Origin of the sequence: Saccharospirillum alexandrii (assembly GCF_043641555.1) — a bacterium.
In the GTDB taxonomy this organism is placed as follows: Bacteria; Pseudomonadota; Gammaproteobacteria; order Pseudomonadales; family Natronospirillaceae; genus Saccharospirillum; species Saccharospirillum alexandrii_A.
In genome coordinates this window covers 392,347-411,035 of sequence record NZ_JBHZRJ010000003.1, presented here as the reverse complement: position 1 = coordinate 411,035, position 18,689 = coordinate 392,347, and the positions used below count along the sequence as shown (strand labels likewise).

Sequence of the window (18,689 nt, the reverse complement as noted above, 5' to 3'; positions counted from 1 at the left end):
GTTGGTATCGCACCAGGCTCCGGGGCCAGTCACCCGTCTAGCCAGTGTAGCGAGCCTTGGCCCGGTTTTCGCGGTTCGTCCGCTCCGGGCCGGAAGGATTTATCGCCAGGAGGATTTCCCCGGCCGGATGAAGCGGCACCAGCGCGCCTTATCAGGCCATTTCCGGTGCATTCTCAACCAGATAGGTGAGCGATTCCAGCAGCCAGTAGCGTACGGACTCCGGCGGTGCCTGGTAAAACTGCTGCCAGGCTTCACCGCGGAACTGGTTGTAAGCATCCGCCTGGCTGGCATGTTTGTGCTGCCAGCTTAAGCGCACGGCATGGGAGATCACCACATCGAGAATCACGAAGTCGTCGAGTTCCAGCAGCGGGTTCGCTTCGGCAAAGGCCATCAGTGCTGCCAGCGCTTCGACCGACATCTGGCGATATTCCGGGCTTTCTATCTGACTGAGCAATCGCTCGACCAGTTGCGCAAACTGGGGTTCGCCCCCGGTCATGTGACTGGTCACCAGATCACTTTGCAGTCGGCTGCGCGGATCAAACCGGTCGCCCACGACAACGCCCCGGCATTGTTGCAAAACCGACCAGAGCCGCTGATGGAAGGATTCAGGGAAACGCGGCATAACGCCCTGCTCTTCACGCCAGCTCTGCCAGTCAGCCACGTCGTTCTCGACCGTGGCGCCCGGCAAACTCTCTGGGCCCGAGTCGACCCGGTACAGAACGCCGGGTAAGCTGCGCAAATGCAGCGCTTCGGTGGAAAACAGCCGACTAACTTCCTCAGTATAGCTTTCCAGAATGTCGCGAATCCGGCTCTGGATGTCGAACGGGCTCATAGCCGCGAGGTACTCAAAGGCCTGGTCAGGCTCCAGTGAGGCTTCCTGGGCAAAACGGCCCATCATCAGTTGGGCCAGGTGGCCCGGTCGTATGGTCATCATGCCGTCGAACAATTCGGGCTCTCCGCGCATAATGACCGACAGAATGACGAGAATTTCCTGGTTCAGTATGGCCTCGCGCACATCGGCACCGCAGTTCTGGCGAATCAGCGCCAGCGTTTCCCGGTTGCTCAGCGGCATGCGAATCAGCCCCTGGTCGGAATAGGCACGGCCGACATTAATTATGCGCTGACGCGCCAGTATTTCGGCCACTGAATCTTCCAGGCCACCCCAGTACTTGCCGAGCACCCCGGCCGCCTTGCGCAACACGCTCCATTCATGGCGACAACTGGCTTTGCGATACACCTCTTCCAGCAGTACCTTGACCGTGACCCGCGGAGCAATGCCGGGTTCGAAATCCAGCCCATGCACCTGGGCCCAGTCGGTGATGATGTCCATCTGTTCGCGCAGGTTGGTGCTGTTTTGCAGTCGGTCGCGTTGCTGATCGAGGTTTTCGCTCGGCTCCAGCAACGACAGTACCGAAGGCTGCACCGGCTGGCACTGATCGGCCTCGGGCAGCCAGTTTTTACGGCGCAGTCGAACCAGGCTCAGCGCATCGGGCACGTAATAATCGTTCAGGTCATCAATGCGTTCTGTGCCGACGTCATCCAGTAGCTCAAGCAAGGGACCGGTGCGCACGGTGACGCCGTTGCAGCTACCAGCACTCAGTTCGGCAACCAGATCGAATACCGCCCCGGCGTCACGGGCGGTCGTCATGGTGTCCGTCAGGTAGAGCATCATCAGCGGTTGCTTGTCCTGATGCCAGTGACGGCTGACGTACTTCAGCTCTGCCTGGACTTTTTCACACAGCAGTTGGTTATCGGATGCCAGATAAAAGGTATCCCGATTCTGGAACTGGGGCAGAAACACGCAGCTTTCGCCACCCAGTTGATAAAGCTGTGCCGTTGCCAGCGAGCGCGGCCGGCGTTGTGGGCGACCGGTGAGGCCAAGCGTCCGGTTCTGACCGACCACATTGAAGACTCGCGCCAGTTCCAGCGGTGGCAACACCCGCACCGGGTCCAACTGGTCGACGGTTTCGGACCAGAGGCCGCGCGCCGCCAGCCGGTCTTTCACCGCCTCGTTCTCGGCCAGCAGACCCACCAGCACCGGTGACCGCTGCTTGCGGCCGATGCGCTTGTGCGCGGCGACGGGGTCGAGTTCTTCGGTGGTAACCAGGCCTTCGTGCACCAGACAACCGAGTACATAGAGCGACTGGGTCCACACCAGTGGCACGTTGGCATTGGCCAAGCGTGGCTGGCTGCCCGGGTCTGCCCGTTCGGCATCGATGTGTTCCTGATCGACGTAGTACAGCTCCGGCAGCAGCCACAGGCCGTCTTTTTCGACGCGCAACTCATCCAGCTTGAGCCGGTATTCGTCGCTGCGTTCCCGGTCTTCGGCGAACAGTGCATCGAGATACAGAAACGCAAAAAACAGCGGCCATTCGGATTCTATGTTTTCGAAATTACGCAGTTCGTCCGGTTCGTAATGCAGCCGGTCGTGGTTTTCCAGCACGGTCTGGTGGCCATCGAGCAGAAAACGCTTGCAGCCATAGCGACCGGCCAGTTTGTCGAGTATGTGTTCGCGGGTGGTGTTGACCAGGCTTTTCTTTTCCACGGCAAACGCCGGGTAACCGATGACCGACAGACAGGCGGCATCCACTTCCTTCGACAGGGATTCGCGCGGTAACAGGTTTTCGAGCGTGGTTCGGCAGCGGGCGATTTCATCCGGCACCACATGAATAACACCGCGGTAGCTGTGAGCGTCGTGTAACAGGTTCAGGCCACGCATCGCCTGCAGTGCAGCCTTTACCATACCAACCGATGAAGCGTTGATTTCAACGTGACCGTTGTTGATCTTGTTGCCCCGCTCCCAGATGCCGTAATCCGGTGTGCGGTAACCACGGCCGATGTACCAGACCAGGTTCTGGACAAAATTCACTTCGTCAACGCTGTGAATCAGGCGCAACCCGGAGCGTGTCATCTGTGCCAGCATCAACAGAAAGATCGAGGTGGCATCGAGTTGCAGATGGCCCCATTTGTCGTCGTCGACCACGACGTCGCCACTTTGGGTGCCGTACTTGGCGTGCAGTGCATCCATCGGGTTCTGGGTGTATTTGAACCGCTCGACCTTGTGCGACTGACGCAACATGGCCGACAACAGACCGCGCATCAGCCGGGTTACACAGTCGCCCAGGTATTCGGTACGCCCCGGGTTATGGTTGGTGCGCCGGTAGCCCAGCCAAAGGCCCCAGACCGCCTGAACGGAATAGACGTTGTCGCGCACCCAGGCATCGGTGTAGTCACCGTGACCGTTTACGTCAGTACTGGCCGGAAACAGACCGGTTTTGGCATCCTGACGGCTTAAAATGGTGGCGTACACTTCGTCGAAATACTGATCAAGACGTCCGGGAGCGTTCAGATGGTCAGTGTGATCGGTCATTGTTTGACACTCCAGAAAGGGCAGGACTGCAATATAAGCTGCAACCTTTGTGCCTTATGACTCAGGCGTTGTAAAACGGATATCGGAAAAAGTTTCAGAGCCAGCACCCAAGCAAGTGCCGGGTGCCGGGTATACCTGTCCGGGGTAGTCCGCAGCAAGGATGCTGCGGTCTAGGCCCCACGGAAGGGTTCACGCCGACCCCGGATAGGTATACCCGGCAACTGGCACGTACCACTGGCAACCAAGTACCATGAGCTTCAGGCCTGCTTCGCCAACTCACAGGCTTCACGGGCGAGCTGCTCAATGCGGGCCCAGTCGCCCTGATTCAGCGCATCGGCCGGCACCACCCAGGAGCCACCAACGCACACCACATTGGGCAGCGCCAGGTACTGGGTAAAGTCGTTCACTGAAATACCGCCTGTGGGGCAGAATTTCACATCCGGGAAGGGCCCGGCAAAGGCCTTCAGCGCCGAAACACCGCCCGAGGCAGCAGCCGGGAAAAATTTGAAATGTTCGTAACCCATCTCCAGCCCCTGCATCATTTCCGACACGCTGGCGATGGCCGGCAGAAACGGCATTGAAGTTTGCTGGCCGGCTTCGAGCAGGCGTGGTGTTGCGCCGGGGCTGATGGCAAAATCGGCACCGACAGCCTCCAGTTGCTTCAATTGCTCAACCCGGGTCACGGTGCCGGCACCCACAATGATGCCCTCTACCTTTTTCATCTCGGCAATCACGTCGATCGCCGCACTGGTGCGCAGCGTCACCTCCAGCACCGTCAGGCCGCCCGCCTTCAGGGCGCGGGCCAGTGGCTGGGCGTCTTCGACGCGGCTGACCGCCAGCACCGGCATAACCGGAAAGGCGCGTTCAAGGATATCCTGGACTTGATAGCTCATATTCTTCTCTCTGCGTAAACGTGAGTAACCCTGTCTTGGTGTTGCACACCCGTCAGGCGGTTACTGTATTCAATCGATGATTCAGCACCGCCGCCGACCCGAGCAAACCGGGCTGTCTGGCAACGACAACGTAAGTGGGTATTGGCTGGTTAAAGCCGCTTAAACGCCCTTTGGCCTCGAACCGGGAGCGGAACTGGCTGTTCTGAAAATAAGGCAGAAAGCGCGGAACGATGCCGCCGGTGATGTAGACACCGCCCTTGGCTCCCAGCGTCAATGCCACGTCACCGGCATAGCTGCCCAGAATGGCGCAGAAACGGGCCAGGGTCTCTTCGCACAGTGGGTCCGTCTTATCCAGCGCCCGGGTCGAAATATCCGGGGCTTTCAGGCTCTCTGCAGCCACACCGCGCAGATGGCACAGCGCCTGGTAGATGTTCTCGATACCCATGCCCGATACCAGTCGCTCGATCGACACCCGCTCATACTTGCGAAGCAAAAACTGTAAAATGCCGATCTCGACCTCGTCGGTGGGCGCAAAATGCGCGTGTCCACCTTCGGTCTGCAGGGTTACCGGGCCGGCTTCACCAAAGGCCAGTCCAGCCAGACCCAAACCCGTTCCCGGGCCAGTCACGGCCATTGGCAAACCGGGTGTGGCATCGCCACGCCCCACCTTGACCAGCCCATCGCTGTCGAGCTGCGGAATGGCGTTGGCCAGGGCGTTGTAATCGTTCACGAACACCAGGGTTTCAAAGCCGAGCGTGGCTTTCAGCTCGCTGACCTTAAAGGACCAGGTGTGGTTGGTCATGGTGATCTGGTCCTGATCGGTCGGGCAGGCAATGGCCATCACCGAATGACGCGGCCGTTGGTAATCGGCTGCCGGGCCGGCCAGATACGCCAGAATGGCATCTGCAATGGTCTCGTACTCAGCCCCGTTTAGCGCCGCGACTGCGACCAGATCCTGTTCGGTCAGCGGCAAGCCGGCCAGCGGATCAAAGTGTTTGATCGGCGCCAGCGCAAAGCGCGCGTTGGTGCCGCCGATATCGGCGACCAGTCCGTATTCAGCCATTATTTACCTCGGAATCTTCAAACCGGAATACCGTTGCGCCCTCTTCAGCCGTGCTGACCGCGCTGCGCATATGCCCAAACAGCTCGCGACCGACGCCAAACTGGTTGGCTTTTAAATCACCAATAACCGGGGTGCGCGCCGCAAATTCAGCCGGGTCGACCTGGATGTTCAGCTCACCGGTGTGGGCGTCGAGCTTGATCATGTCGCCGGACTGAACGCGAGCGAGCGGTCCGCCTTCACTGGCTTCCGGCGACAGATGAATCGCTGCCGGTACCTTGCCGGAGGCACCACTCATGCGACCGTCCGTTACCAGGGCCACCTTATAGCCTTTATCCTGCAACACACCCAGGGGTGGGGTCAGCTTGTGCAATTCAGGCATGCCATTGGCTTTTGGCCCCTGGAACCGGACCACGACGATGCAATCCTTGTTCAGATCGCCTGCCTCGAAAGCGGCCTGCAAATCGTGCTGGCTTTCGAATATCACCGCCGGCGCTTCAATGTGCTGGTGCTCAGACTTAACGGCAGACACTTTAATAACGCCCGTGCCCAGGTTGCCCTTGATCACATGCAAGCCCCCTTCAGGGCTGAACGGGTTGCTGACCGGGCGAACGATGTCTTCATTAAGCGATTTGCCAGCGCCCGGCTTGAACACAATGTCATCGCCTTCGAGGAATGGCTCTTCGGTGTACTTGCGCAGACCGTTGCCCATGATGGTTTTAACGTCGTCATGCAGCAGGCCGCCGTCGAGCAATTCACCGATCAGGTAACCGAGCCCCCCGGCGGCGTGGAAATGGTTCACGTCGGCCATACCATTCGGGTAAACCTTTGCCAGCGAGGGAACAACGCGGGACAGATCGGAAAAGTCTTCCCAGGTCAGCACGATGCCGGCAGCACGCGCCATGGCGATCAGGTGAATGGTCAGGTTGGTGGAACCGCCAGTGCTGAGCAGACCGACCAGACCATTCACAAAGGCTTTTTCAGTGAGCACTTCATACAGCGGCGTGTACTGACCGTTCTGCTTGGTGATGCGCACCGCCTGCTCTGTGGCCTCGCGGGTCAGCGCATCGCGCATGCTGTTTTCCGGGTTAACAAAACTGCTGCCCGGCAGGTGCAGGCCCATGAATTCCATCAGCATCTGGTTGGTGTTGGCGGTACCGTAAAAGGTGCAGGTGCCAGCGCTGTGATAGGAGTCCGATTCGGCTTGCAACAACGCATCGCGCCCAACCTTGCCCTGGGCGTATTCCTGCCGGACGCGGGCTTTTTCACTGTTGGGCAGTCCAGAAGGCATCGGGCCAGCCGGTACAAAGACGGTGGGCAAATAGCCAAAGCGCAGTGCGCCCATGACGAGCCCGGGTACGATTTTATCGCACACACCGAGGTAGAGTGCCGCGTCGAACATGTTGTGCGACAGACCAATGCCCGCCGACATGGCAATGTTGTCGCGGCTGAACAAACTCAGTTCCATGCCCGGCTGACCCTGAGTCACGCCGTCGCACATGGCAGGCGTTCCGCCCGCTACCTGGGCGGTACAACCCATTTCGCGAGCCGCCGCTTTGATGATGCCAGGAAAACGCTCATAGGGATGGTGCGCGCTGAGCATGTCGTTGTAGGCGGTGATGATGCCGAGGTTAGCGGCGTTCATCATCTTGATGGTGTTTTTTTCCGTTTCCGTACAGGCGGCAAAGCCGTGTGCCAGGTTGCCACAGCTGAGCTGCTTGCGGTCCGGAATGTTATCGCCCGCGTCTTTCATGCGCGTCAGGTACAACTGACGCGAAGCCCGGCTGCGTTCAATAATGCGTTCGGTGACGCGAATCAATTCGGTGTTCATTATTCACTCCTGTTTGGACAGTGACGCCACTGCCGAAAACGCTTACTCGGCCCAGTACACAGACACAGGTGTCTGGTCTTGTTTAAGCACGCTGCGCACCGGTAGCTCGGTGACGGGCCCGTCACCCAGGGCAGCTTCAAGCACCGGTTTCTTACCGGCACCGGTCAGGTGCAATACGATCCAGTCGCTGCGCAGAATGCGTTGCAGCGTCAGCGTCATGCGCGGGTGTGGTGCGGTCTTGGGCACCACCGCACAACAGTCGCTGTGCAGGCCGGCATCGAGGGCTTTTGCCAGAGTATCGGCACCCGGGAAGAACGACGCGGTGTGGCCGTCTTCTCCCATGCCCAGAATCGATACGGTTAGCCGGTCAGGCAAGGCGGCCAGTGCCTTGTTCAATTCCGACTCGGCTTCAAAGGGCGACTCGGCCGCCGTTTTGTGCGGAATGAAACGCGCGACGGCGGCCTTGTTTTGCAGCAAGTGGGTGCGCACCAGTTTTTCATTGCTGTCATCGTGGTCAGGCGAGACCCAGCGTTCATCCACCAGGGTAACGGTCACCTTGCTCCAGTCGAGATCCGCCTGGCTCAGTGCCTGAAACAAGGCCACCGGGGTGCGCCCGCCCGATACCGCCAGCCCGGCCTCACCCTTGGTTTCAATGTCGGCTTTGAGGCGGGCCAGTATTTCACCGGCCAGGGCGTCGGTCAGGGCATCACGGCTGTCGAAATCGTGTTGTGTCATGGTCATGCTCCGGGCTCCTTAATTGGTTTCGTGCCAGCTGCGGCCATCGCGCGCAACCAGTTCAAAGGCCGCCTGCGGCCCCCAGCTTCCCGCCGGATAGACGTGCGGATCAACCGTGGCGGTCGCCCAGCTGTCCAGTATGGCATCAGCCCAAACCCAGGCAGCTTCAACTTCATCGCGATGCACAAAGAGAGTCGAGTTGCCGCGAATCACATCGAGAATTAGCCGTTCATAGGCTTCCGGCACCCGTGAGTCGGCGATGCGGTCGGGCAGCGTCAGGTTCAAGGTCACGGGAGTAACTTCCATGCCTTCGCCCAGGCCAGGCAGCTTGTTCATCATGTACAGCTGAATCGATTCTTCCGGCTGCAATCGAATGACCAGCTTGTTCGGGCTCATGTTCGCGGTGCCGGGGAAAATGGAATGCGGTACGTCTTTAAACTGAATCACAATTTCGCTGTAGCGAGCAGGCAGGCGCTTGCCGGTACGCAGATAAAACGGTACGCCGCGCCAGCGCCAGTTGTGAATATCGGCTCGAATGGCGACAAACGTTTCGGTTTGCGAGTCGGGCACACCGCCCTCTTCTTCCTTGTAGCCTGGCACCTTGCGGCCATCCATATTGCCCGCTGTGTATTGGGCCCGCACGGTGTTGCGCCGCACCCTGTCAACCGACATCTTCTTCAGTGATTTCAGGACTTTGAGTTTTTCCGCCCGGACCGCTTCGGCATCGAGCGAGACGGGCACGCCCATGGCCACCAGGCTGAGCAATTGCAGCAGGTGGTTCTGAATCATATCGCGCAGGGCACCGGAGTCATCGTAGTAGCCCCAGCGGCCTTCCACACCGACGGTTTCGGCCACGGTGATCTGCACGTTGTCGATGTGGGCATTGGTCCAGACCGGTTCGAACAGCGCATTGGCAAAGCGAACCGCGAGCAGGTTTTGCACGGTTTCCTTGCCGAGGTAATGGTCGATGCGATAGATGTTCTTCTCGGGAAACGAGCGGGCAACGGCATCATTGATGGTTTTAGACGATTCCAGGCTTTTGCCGATGGGCTTTTCCATCACCACCCGGGTGCGGTCGCTGACCAGTCCGGCGGCGGCCAGGTTGTCAGTGATATCGCCAAAGAAGTCGGGCGCGGTCGACATATAGTAAACGGTGTCGTTCTGAGTGAAGGATTTGCCCAGCGCCTTCTTTAACAGTTTGAAGCTGTCGAGATTGCGGGCGTCGACGGCGACGTAATTCAGGCGATCCTTGAACCGTTCCCAAACGGCTTCATCCCAGCAGTCCGGGTCGCCGAACTCGTCGATGCCCTGGCGAACCATCTCGATGTAACCATCGCGGCCAATGTCGGTCCGGGAAGCGCCGATGACCTGAGTGCCCTCGCACAAATAGCCGCCCCGATCGAGGTTGTACAGTGCGGGCAGCAGTTTGCGTATGGCCAGATCGCCATTGCCGCCGAAAATAACGACGTTACAAGGGAAACAGGTCGTGTTGTGTTGCATAGATCACTCCAGGTCAAATGCGGTTCCGGCGGGCTGAATGAGCCTGGCTGTTTGGCCGGGCAGGCACGCCGTGTTGTAATTTATTTTCAATTTTACGGTAAATAAAGCCCTATGTCGCCCATATTTGTAATTTTACAACAATGTGATCGGCGACCATAATAGGCAGCAATCATGTCGTTTTAAGGTCTGCGGGAAAAGATAGTCACACAGCGCGCTTTCGCCAGCGGGTTGAATTCCCTACAATCGCGAACACTCAACCCGGGGGTTGGCGCGTTTGCAGCACCCCATGCAATCAACCAAGGATTGTCAGTCCATGTCTGTGAACATTCTGGAGCGTCTCAAGTCCAACCCCAGCTGCCTGAGCAAAAGTGAGCGCAAGGTGGCCAACGTCATCCTTGAGGATCCGAACAAGGCGATTCGCTCCAGCATTGCCAGCCTGGCCAAAGCGGCCAATGTGTCCGAACCCACCGTAAACCGTTTCTGCCGCAGCCTCGATTGCACCGGCTTCCCCGATTTCAAGCTGAAACTGGCCCAATGCCTGGCCACTGGCACGCCCTACGTTAACCGCAATGTGGAATCGAGCGACAACGTCGAGGAATACAGCAGCAAGATATTTGAGGCGACAATGAGCGCCATCAGCGACGCCAAGCGCTCCATCGACCCCAATGCGCTTAGCCGCACGGTAGACGCCCTGGCCCAGGCGCGGCGCATTGAAATATACGGCCTCGGCGCTTCCGGCAGTGTCGCCATGGACGCTCAGCACAAGCTGTTTCGCCTTAACACGCCCTGCGTTGCCTATATTGATGTCCTGCAACAGCGCATGGCGGCCGCGGCCACCAAGCCCGGCGATGTGGTCATCATCATCTCTAATACCGGCCGTACCATAGCGCTGGTCGAGACCGCTCGCATTGCCCGGGAATCCGGCGCGACGGTGATCACCATCACCCAGCCGCACACGCCTCTTTCCGAAGAAAGCCATATTCTGCTCGGCGTCGACAGCCCCGAAAACACCGACATCTATACCCCCATGACCTCGCGCATCGTGCATCTGACCATCATTGACGTGCTCGCCACCGGCGTCATCCTCAAGCATGGCCCGGAATTCCAGAGCCACCTGAAGCGCATCAAGGCCGCCCTGGCCGACACCCGGTTCAAATCCCCCGACAGCGAATAACGGCCAGCCTGCAACAAACCCGCCCTGTAGCAGGCCTGAACCCTCAGGTCTGTCGCTGCGTATCAACGGTTTAAACACGCATAAAGATGTAATAAAACTACAAATAGCTGTGAAATCTGTCCTGAAGCTGGCAGAATGCGCCCGTTTTGTTGTATAACTATGAAAGTTAGCTACACCGCAACTCGCCCACTAGACTGGTTAACCACACCCACTGGCGAGGCCAACCGGGGTACGGTGCCGTCACGGCAGGGCTAACAAAACAGACAACGAATTTCACCAGCCGTCTGCGGACGGCTGATCTGGTCAGACGACCCGGTGACACGGGGTTGCGGCCAGACGAACGTATTCAAAACAATCCGGCGGTGGTCCGAAAACCGCCTCATTAACGCTAAGGAGCACACCATGTCCAAGATCCGCGTTGCTATTAATGGTTATGGCCGTATTGGCCGCAATGTCTTGCGCGCCTTGTATGAAGCCAACCAGGCTGGCAAGGACTACCCGATCGAGATCGTTGCCATCAACGACCTGGGTGATTCCAAAACCAACGCTCACCTGACCAAGTACGACACCGTTCACGGTCGCTTTGGTTTCGAGGTTACCTCCGACAACGAAGCGCTGTACGTTAACGGCGACAAGATCAGCATCTTCTCCGAGCGCAACCCGGCCGACCTGCCCTGGGGCAAGCTGAACGTGGATGTGGTGTACGAGTGCACCGGCCTGTTCGTCGACAAGGCCAGCGCCAGCAAGCACATCGCCGCCGGCGCCAAGAAAGTCATCATCTCTGCACCGGGCAAGGAAGTGGACGCTACCGTGGTTTTCGGCGTCAACGACAGCATCCTGACCAGCGACATGACGGTCATTTCCAACGCCTCCTGCACCACCAACTGCCTGGCGCCTGTTGCCAAGGTATTGAGTGACGCCGTTGGCATTGAAAGCGGTCTGATGACCACGATTCACTCCTACACCAACGACCAGCGCCTGAGCGATGTCTATCACTCAGACCTGTACCGCGCCCGCGCCGCTGCGCTGAACATGATCCCGACCAAGACCGGCGCAGCCGCTTTGGTTGGCAAGATTGTTCCGGCACTGGAAGGCAAGTTCGACGGCATGGCCGTGCGTGTTCCGACCGCCAACGTATCGCTGGTTGACCTGACCTTCACCGCCAGCAAGGACGTCACTGCCGAGGGCATCAACAAAGCCATCTCCGACGCCATTGCTGCCGACAAGAACCTGGCCAAGGTACTCGACGTCAATGTTGAACCGCTGGTGTCTTCCGACTATAACCACAACAGCTTCAGCTCGATCTTTGACGCGACTCAAACCCGCGTTCAGGGTCGTCTGGTCAAGGTTATGTCCTGGTATGACAACGAATGGGGCTTCTCCAACCGTATGCTGGACAGCACTGTTGCCCTGATGAACGCCAAGTAAGTCCCCCCAGAAAAGCCCGGTTGACCCGGGCTTTTCTGCGAGTAAAGATCTGAGTGTCACAGCCAGACCCGACAACAAGAGATCAGAGATACCATGAGACGTACCAAAATCGTCACCACCCTGGGCCCCGCCACCGATCGCGAGGGTGTGCTTGAAAAGCTCATTCTCGCCGGCGCTAACGTCGTTCGCCTGAACTTTTCACATGGCAGCCCGGAAGATCATCAGCGTCGTGCCGATGAGGTCCTTGCCATTGCGAAAAAGCACGGACTTCACGTTGGCATACTCGGCGACCTGCAAGGCCCGAAAATCCGCATTGCCCGTTTCAAAGACACCAAAGTTCTGCTCGAAGACGGCCAATCATTTATTCTCGATGTCGATTTCGACAAGAACGCCGGTGATGCTACCCGGGTTGGCATCGATTACCCGGAACTGGCCGCCGACAGCAAACCCGGCGACATCTACTTGCTGGATGATGGCCGGGTTAAGGTTCAGGTCGATAAAGTGGAAGGCAATGCCGTTCACACGACCGTGACCCAAGGCGGCCCGCTGTCGAACAACAAAGGCATCAACAAGCTGGGCGGTGGTTTGTCGGCGAAGGCGCTGACCGAGAAAGACAAGGCAGACATCAAGACCGCAGCGGCCATTGGCGTCGACTACATCGCTGTCTCTTTTCCGCGTAACGCCGAAGACATGAATGAAGCGCGTCAGCTGCTGGCTGAAGCCGGCTCAACCGCCGAGATCGTAGCAAAACTGGAACGCGCCGAAGCGGTGCTGGACCACGACAACCTCGATCGCATTATCCTCGCGTCCGATGTCGTGATGGTGGCGCGTGGCGACCTGGGCGTTGAAATTGGCGACCCGGCGCTGATCAGTGTGCAGAAGCACATCATCAAGCGGGCTCGCACCCTGGACCGCGTTGTGATCACCGCCACCCAGATGATGGAGTCGATGATCGACAACCCGTTCCCGACCCGGGCGGAAGTGTTCGACGTGGCGAACGCGGTACTGGACGGCACCGATGCCGTGATGTGTTCCGCTGAAACCGCCGCCGGCGACTACCCGGTGGAAACCGTGAAGGCGATGAACGACGTCTGCCTGGGTGCCGAGAAGCACCCCCTGACGACTCAGTCGCGCCACCGGGTGAACACAGAGTTCCATCGCATCGATGAAGCCATTGCGATGTCGGTGATGTACACCGCCAACCACCTGAAGGGCGTGAAAGCCATTGTCTGCATGACCGAGTCGGGCTCGACGCCGCGCTGGATGTCTCGCATCAGCTCCGGCATGCCGATCTACGCCATGACCCGCCAGGAGCTGACTCAGCGCAAATGCGCGCTGTACCGGGGTGTGGAAGCCATCGCCTTTGATGTCTCTGCCGGCCCGATCGAGCAAGTCAACAAGCGCGCGGTCGATGAACTCAAGCAACGTGGCATTGTCAAGGACGGTGATCTGGTGCTGCTCAGCTACGGCGATCACCAGGGTGTGCATGGTGGCACCAATACTCTTAAGATTGTCAGCGTTGGGAATATCCTGTAAAAAGGGCGGCCACGATCGCGATGACCATCTAAAGCGACAATTCAAAACGGCAGCCCTGTGGCTGCCGTTTGTTGTTTCAGGGTTAGCAAAAAGCGAAATTTCGCCAGAATGCGAAATCACGCTAACCCTGGCCACAGACTGTTAATAGTAGGCTAGAGTTAAACCACTGTTTTCAAACGGGCGGGTGCTTATCACACCGGCTCGCAACTTGTGAATCTACTCTGATGATTCAACCCATAGGGGAAGAGGTCTGAACTTTATGGAACACGATATCGATCCGATTGAAACGCAGGAATGGCTTGATGCCCTGGCATCGGTTATGCGCGAAGAAGGCAATGACCGCGCGCAGTTCCTGCTCAAGCGTTTGTCCGACAACATCACCAAGGGCGGTCCGGATGTTCCCTTTGCGCTGAACACACCGTTCCGTAACACCATTACCCTGGACGAAGAACCCAAGTACCCGGGCGACAACGACATGGAGCGTAAGATTCGCGCCATGATTCGCTGGAACGCCGTGGCCATGGTGATTCGTGCCAACAAGAGCGGTGATGAACTGGGCGGTCACATTTCCAGCTTTCAGTCCTCGGCCACTCTGTACGACATGGGTTTCAACCATTTCTGGCGTGCCCCGACCGATACCCACCCGGGTGACATGGTTTATTTCCAGGGCCACATTTCGCCGGGCATTTATGCGCGGTCATTCGTTGAAGGCCGGCTGTCGGAAGAGCAGCTCGACAACTTCCGCCGTGAAGTCGACGGCAAGGGTCTGTCTTCCTACCCGCACCCCTGGCTGATGCCCGATTACTGGCAGTTCCCGACCGTTTCCATGGGTCTTGGCCCGATTCAGGCGATTTACCAGGCGCACGTGATGCGTTATCTGGAAAACCGTGGCGAAATCGACAAGGGCGGCAAGGTTTGGGCTTTCCTCGGCGATGGCGAAACCGACGAGCCGGAATCACTGGGTGCCATTTCACTGGCTGGTCGTGAACACCTCGACAACCTTAACTTCGTCATTAACTGCAACCTGCAGCGCCTCGATGGGCCGGTTCGCGGTAACGGCAAGATCATCCAGGAACTGGAAGGCATGTTCCGCGGTGCCGGCTGGAACGTCATCAAGGTGGTCTGGGGTCGTCAGTGGGACAAGCTGTTCGCCAAAGACAGCAAGGGCCTGTTGCAAAAGCGCATGGACGAAGTCGTCGATGGCGAACTGCAGGCGTTCAAATCGCACGGTGGTGCCTACACCCGCGAACATTTCTTCGGCAAATATCCGGAACTGGCCGAGATGGTCAAGGATATGAGCGACGAAGACATCTACCGCATGAACCGCGGTGGTCACGACCCGTACAAGGTTTACTCGGCGTTTGACCGCGCGGTGAATGACAACAACGGCCAACCGACTGTTATTCTGGCGCACACCGTCAAGGGTTACGGCATTGAAGCTGGCGAAGGCAAGAACGCCACGCACTCGCTGAAAAAGTTGAGCGTTGACGATCTGAAAACCTTCCGCGACCGCTGTGGTGTGCCGATCTCCGATGAAGAGTTGGAAGCAGGCAAGATTCCGTTCTACCGCCCGGACGAAAACAGCCCGGAAATGCAGTACATTCGCAAGCACCGCAATGACCTCGGCGGCTACATTCCAATGCGTCGCCAGACCGCCAAAGAGCAGTTGAAGGTACCGTCGCTGGAATCGTTTGAAGCGCTGACCAAAGACAGCGGTGATCGTGAAATCTCGACCACCATGACCTTTGTGCGCTTGATTTCAACGCTGATGAAAGACAAGAACATCGGCGACCGCATCGTGCCGATCGTTCCGGACGAAGCCCGTACCTTCGGTATGGAAGGTCTGTTCCGTCAGTTCGGTATCTATTCACCCAATGGCCAGCTGTACATCCCTCAGGATAAAGGCCAGGTGATGTGGTACAAGGAAGACGTTAAGGGTCAGATCCTGCAGGAAGGCATCAACGAAAGTGGCGCATTCAGCTCCTGGCTTGCGGCCGCAACGGCTTACAGCACTTACAACCGCCAGCTGATTCCGTTCTACATTTACTATTCAATGTTCGGCTTCCAGCGCGTGGGCGATTTGTCCTGGGCCGCCGGTGACCTCCAGGCACGTGGCTTCCTGATCGGTGCCACCTCGGGCCGCACCACCCTGAACGGCGAAGGCCTGCAGCACCAGGATGGCCACAGCCACGTACTGGCCGGCACCATTCCAAACTGCGTCACCTACGACTGCACCTATGGCTACGAGCTGGTCACCATTGTTCAGGAAGGCATGAAGCGCATGGTTGAAGACCAGGAAAACGTCTTCTACTACATCACGACACTGAACGAGAACTACCACAACCCGGGTCTCGATGAGGCCATGGTCGATGGCATCAAGCGCGGCATGTACCTGCTTGAAGATGGCGTCAAGAAAGGCAAAAAGGCGGTTCAGTTGTTTGGTTCCGGCTCCATCCTGCAAGAAGTGCGGGCCGCTGCCACCCTGCTGCGCGACGACTTTGGCGTGCAAGCCGACGTTTGGGCCGTCACCAGCTACAACGAACTGACCCGTGATGGCCTGAACACCGACCGCGACAACCTGTTGAACCCGGAACGCGACAAGAAGAAGTCGTACGTGACCGAAATGCTGGAAAGCCGTCGTGGTCCGGTCATTGCTGCCAGCGACTACATGAAAAACTACGCCAACCAGATCCGTAAGTGGGTTCCGCACAGCTACCACGTGCTGGGTACCGACGGCTTTGGCCGCAGTGACTCGCGCCAGAAATTGCGTCACTTCTTTGAAGTTGACCGTTACTGGATCGTTGTCGCCGCTCTGAACGCCCTCGCGGAAGAAGGCACTGTTGATGCGAAAGACGTCACCAAGGCGCTGAAACAGTTCAACCTCGACCCCAACAAACCCAACCCGGCGCTGTCTTGATCGGGTACAGGATACGAGCGGATTTAGGAGTCATACATGGCAACTGAAATCATTAAGGTTCCCGATCTGGGAATGGACGAGGCCTCGGTTATTGAGGTCAGCGTCAAAGCCGGGGATACCGTCAGCGAAGACGATACCCTGATTGTGCTGGAGTCGGACAAGGCCTCCATGGATGTCCCGTCGCCCAAAGCCGGGAAAGTCACCCAGGTGAAAGTCAAGGAAGGCGACAGCCTCAAAGAAGGCGACGAAATTCTGTACCTGGAAATTGAGGGCGATTCCGACAGCGACGACAGTTCGGCGTCTGATAAAAAATCTGACGAGAAAGCTGACAAGCCGTCTGCAGAAAAGGCCGAAAAACCGGCCAAAAAAGAAGCCTCCAAAAGCGGTGGCGAGGTCGTCTCCGTCAAGGTGCCGGACATCGGCATGGACGAAGCCGGCGTGATTGAAATCAACGTCAAGGTCGGCGATACCATCGAGGTCGACGACCCCATCGTGGTGCTCGAATCCGACAAGGCGAGCATGGAAGTGCCTTCTGATGTCGCCGGTGAAGTGGTCTCAATCAAGATCAAGGAAGGCGACCAGGTTAAAGAAGGCAGCGTTCTGGTAGAAGTGAAGTCGGCGGGCGGTGGTGCTGAATCGTCGGCGGATAACAGCCAGGAAAGCGACGACAATGCCAGACAAGCGGAGGCGCCAGCGTCATCCGGTGGCGGCAAAGACAGCGTAATAACCGTCAACACGCCGGACCTTGGCGATGCATCGGAAGTGGATGTCATCGAAGTATCGGTTAAGCCTGGCGACACCCTGGCCATCGACGACCCCATGGTCGTTCTGGAAACCGACAAGGCCAGCATGGAAGTGCCTGCCCTGGAAGCCGGTGAAGTGGTTGAAGTGTTGGTCAAGACCGGCGACAAGGTCAGTGAAGGCACGCCGCTGCTGAAGCTGAAGGTCAGCGGCGGTGAAGCGTCTTCTGCCAAGTCTGACGACACGCCAGCCAAGTCTAGTGCCCCGGCCCCCAAAGCCGCCGCCGAAGAACAACCGGCGACTCTGGCAACGGCCCACGATGACGCCCCGGTGCGTCCGTCCAAGACCGTGCATGCCGGCCCTGCGGTGCGCAAGCTGGCCCGTGAATTTGGCGTCGACCTGGCGCTGGTGCCTGGCTCTGGACCGAAAGGCCGCATCGTAAAAGACGACGTAGCCGCTTGGGTCAAAAAGCGTGTTCAGGAACCTGCCCAGGTTGCTGGTGGTGCTGGAATTCCGAGCGTACCGGATCAGGACTTCAGCAAATTCGGTGACGTCGAGGTGAAAGACCTGACGCGGATTCAGCAGATCACCGCCCAGAACATGGCGCGTAACTGGCTGAACATTCCGCATGTGACTCAGTTCGACGAAGCCGATGTGACCGATACCGAGGCCTTCCGCCAGTCGCTGAAAGGCGAAATGGAGAAGCGTGGCATCAAGATCAGCCCGCTGGCGTTCATCGTTAAAGCCTGTGCTTCGGCCTTGCTGGAGTTCCCGAACTTCAACGTCTCGCTGATGGCCGATGGCAAGCGCATCGTACAGAAGCACTATGTGCACATCGGTATCGCGGTCGACACGCCAAACGGCCTGATTGTTCCGGTGATTCGCGATGCCGACAAGAAGTCGATCTGGCAGATTGCCGAAGAGATCATCGACTACGCCAAGCGCGGTCGGGATGGCAAGGTGAAGTCTGACGAGATGCGCGGTGGCTGCTTTACCGTCTCCAGCCTCGGTGGTCTCGGTGGCACAGCGTTCACGCCCATTGTGAACGCACCGGAAGTGGCGATCCTCGGTGTCTCCAAGAACCAGGTGAAACCGCACTGGACCGGCAAGGAATTCGTGCCGCGTACCTTCACGCCGCTGTCGCTATCCTACGATCACCGGGCCGTAAACGGGGCCGATGCGGCCAAGTTCGCGACCTACCTGACCGAGGTCATAAGCGACATTCGCAAACTGGTGCTGTAACAAGCCCCTTATGGCGACTCAATTAACCCGGCCCAGGCCGGGTTTTTTTATGTCTGTTTAGTAACTCAAGTTCAGGGGTTTGGCTTACTTCGGTGGCTATCGTTCGCGGCCAGCTTTTCTGCCAGTCGCTCGCACCGGCCACCAGGTAGGGCCATCGAGGGTCGGCGTAAACCCGTCCATGGGGCCTGGACCGCAGCATCCTTGCTGCGGACCACCCTCGATGGCCCTACCTGGCATCCGGTGCTAGTCCTTTGCTAGCGAA

At 58.2% G+C, this 18,689-nt stretch carries 11 protein-coding genes; 5 read left to right on the top strand and 6 right to left on the bottom strand.

Translation table 11 applies throughout. From position 1 onward, the window contains the following. Positions 1-151: 151 nt before the first annotated feature. From ACHUE7_RS12150 to zwf, 6 genes are all read right to left on the bottom strand, one after another. On the bottom strand, positions 152-3,370 hold the full coding sequence (locus tag ACHUE7_RS12150) for a glycoside hydrolase family 15 protein (RefSeq protein ID WP_394170198.1): 3,219 nt from the start codon (positions 3,368-3,370) through the stop codon (positions 152-154). A gap of 257 nt (positions 3,371-3,627) precedes the next feature. Then, complete coding sequence (locus ACHUE7_RS12145) at positions 3,628-4,263, bottom strand: bifunctional 4-hydroxy-2-oxoglutarate aldolase/2-dehydro-3-deoxy-phosphogluconate aldolase (RefSeq protein WP_394170197.1); 636 nt, start codon at positions 4,261-4,263, stop codon at positions 3,628-3,630. A gap of 52 nt (positions 4,264-4,315) precedes the next feature. Further along, positions 4,316-5,326, bottom strand: a complete 1,011-nt coding sequence (gene glk / locus ACHUE7_RS12140) for a glucokinase (protein ID WP_394170196.1) — start codon at positions 5,324-5,326, stop codon at positions 4,316-4,318. Beyond that, positions 5,319-7,154, bottom strand: a complete 1,836-nt coding sequence (gene edd / locus ACHUE7_RS12135) for a phosphogluconate dehydratase (RefSeq protein WP_394170195.1) — start codon at positions 7,152-7,154, stop codon at positions 5,319-5,321. Before edd ends, glk begins: the two co-directional genes overlap by 8 nt. Before the next feature lie 42 nt (positions 7,155-7,196). Continuing rightward, a complete protein-coding gene (pgl, locus tag ACHUE7_RS12130; RefSeq protein ID WP_394170194.1) occupies positions 7,197-7,895 on the bottom strand; it encodes a 6-phosphogluconolactonase in 699 nt (232 codons plus the stop codon). Between the two features lie 12 nt (positions 7,896-7,907). Further along, positions 7,908-9,389, bottom strand: a complete 1,482-nt coding sequence (zwf, locus tag ACHUE7_RS12125) for a glucose-6-phosphate dehydrogenase (RefSeq protein ID WP_127555973.1) — start codon at positions 9,387-9,389, stop codon at positions 7,908-7,910. 313 nt (positions 9,390-9,702) lie between these two features. Here zwf and hexR point away from each other — a divergent pair, with 313 nt between their 5' ends. From hexR to aceF, 5 genes are all read left to right on the top strand, one after another. Continuing rightward, the gene (gene hexR / locus ACHUE7_RS12120) at positions 9,703-10,563 is read left to right on the top strand and encodes a transcriptional regulator HexR (protein WP_028670392.1); all 861 of its coding nucleotides are present in this window, start codon (positions 9,703-9,705) and stop codon (positions 10,561-10,563) included. Between the two features lie 402 nt (positions 10,564-10,965). Then, the gene (gene gap / locus ACHUE7_RS12115) at positions 10,966-11,991 is read left to right on the top strand and encodes a type I glyceraldehyde-3-phosphate dehydrogenase (RefSeq protein WP_213677280.1); all 1,026 of its coding nucleotides are present in this window, start codon (positions 10,966-10,968) and stop codon (positions 11,989-11,991) included. Positions 11,992-12,084: 93 nt separating this feature from the next. After that, positions 12,085-13,527 carry a pyruvate kinase gene (gene pyk, locus ACHUE7_RS12110; RefSeq protein ID WP_348476026.1) on the top strand — a complete coding sequence of 481 codons (1,443 nt, stop codon included), beginning with the start codon at positions 12,085-12,087 and terminating at the stop codon, positions 13,525-13,527. Between the two features lie 259 nt (positions 13,528-13,786). Then, the gene (aceE, locus tag ACHUE7_RS12105) at positions 13,787-16,444 is read left to right on the top strand and encodes a pyruvate dehydrogenase (acetyl-transferring), homodimeric type (RefSeq protein ID WP_348476027.1); all 2,658 of its coding nucleotides are present in this window, start codon (positions 13,787-13,789) and stop codon (positions 16,442-16,444) included. A gap of 36 nt (positions 16,445-16,480) precedes the next feature. Further along, positions 16,481-18,427 (top strand): pyruvate dehydrogenase complex dihydrolipoyllysine-residue acetyltransferase, encoded by a 1,947-nt coding sequence (gene aceF, locus ACHUE7_RS12100; RefSeq protein ID WP_394170193.1) that lies wholly within the window; start codon positions 16,481-16,483, stop codon positions 18,425-18,427. Positions 18,428-18,689 lie beyond the last annotated feature (262 nt).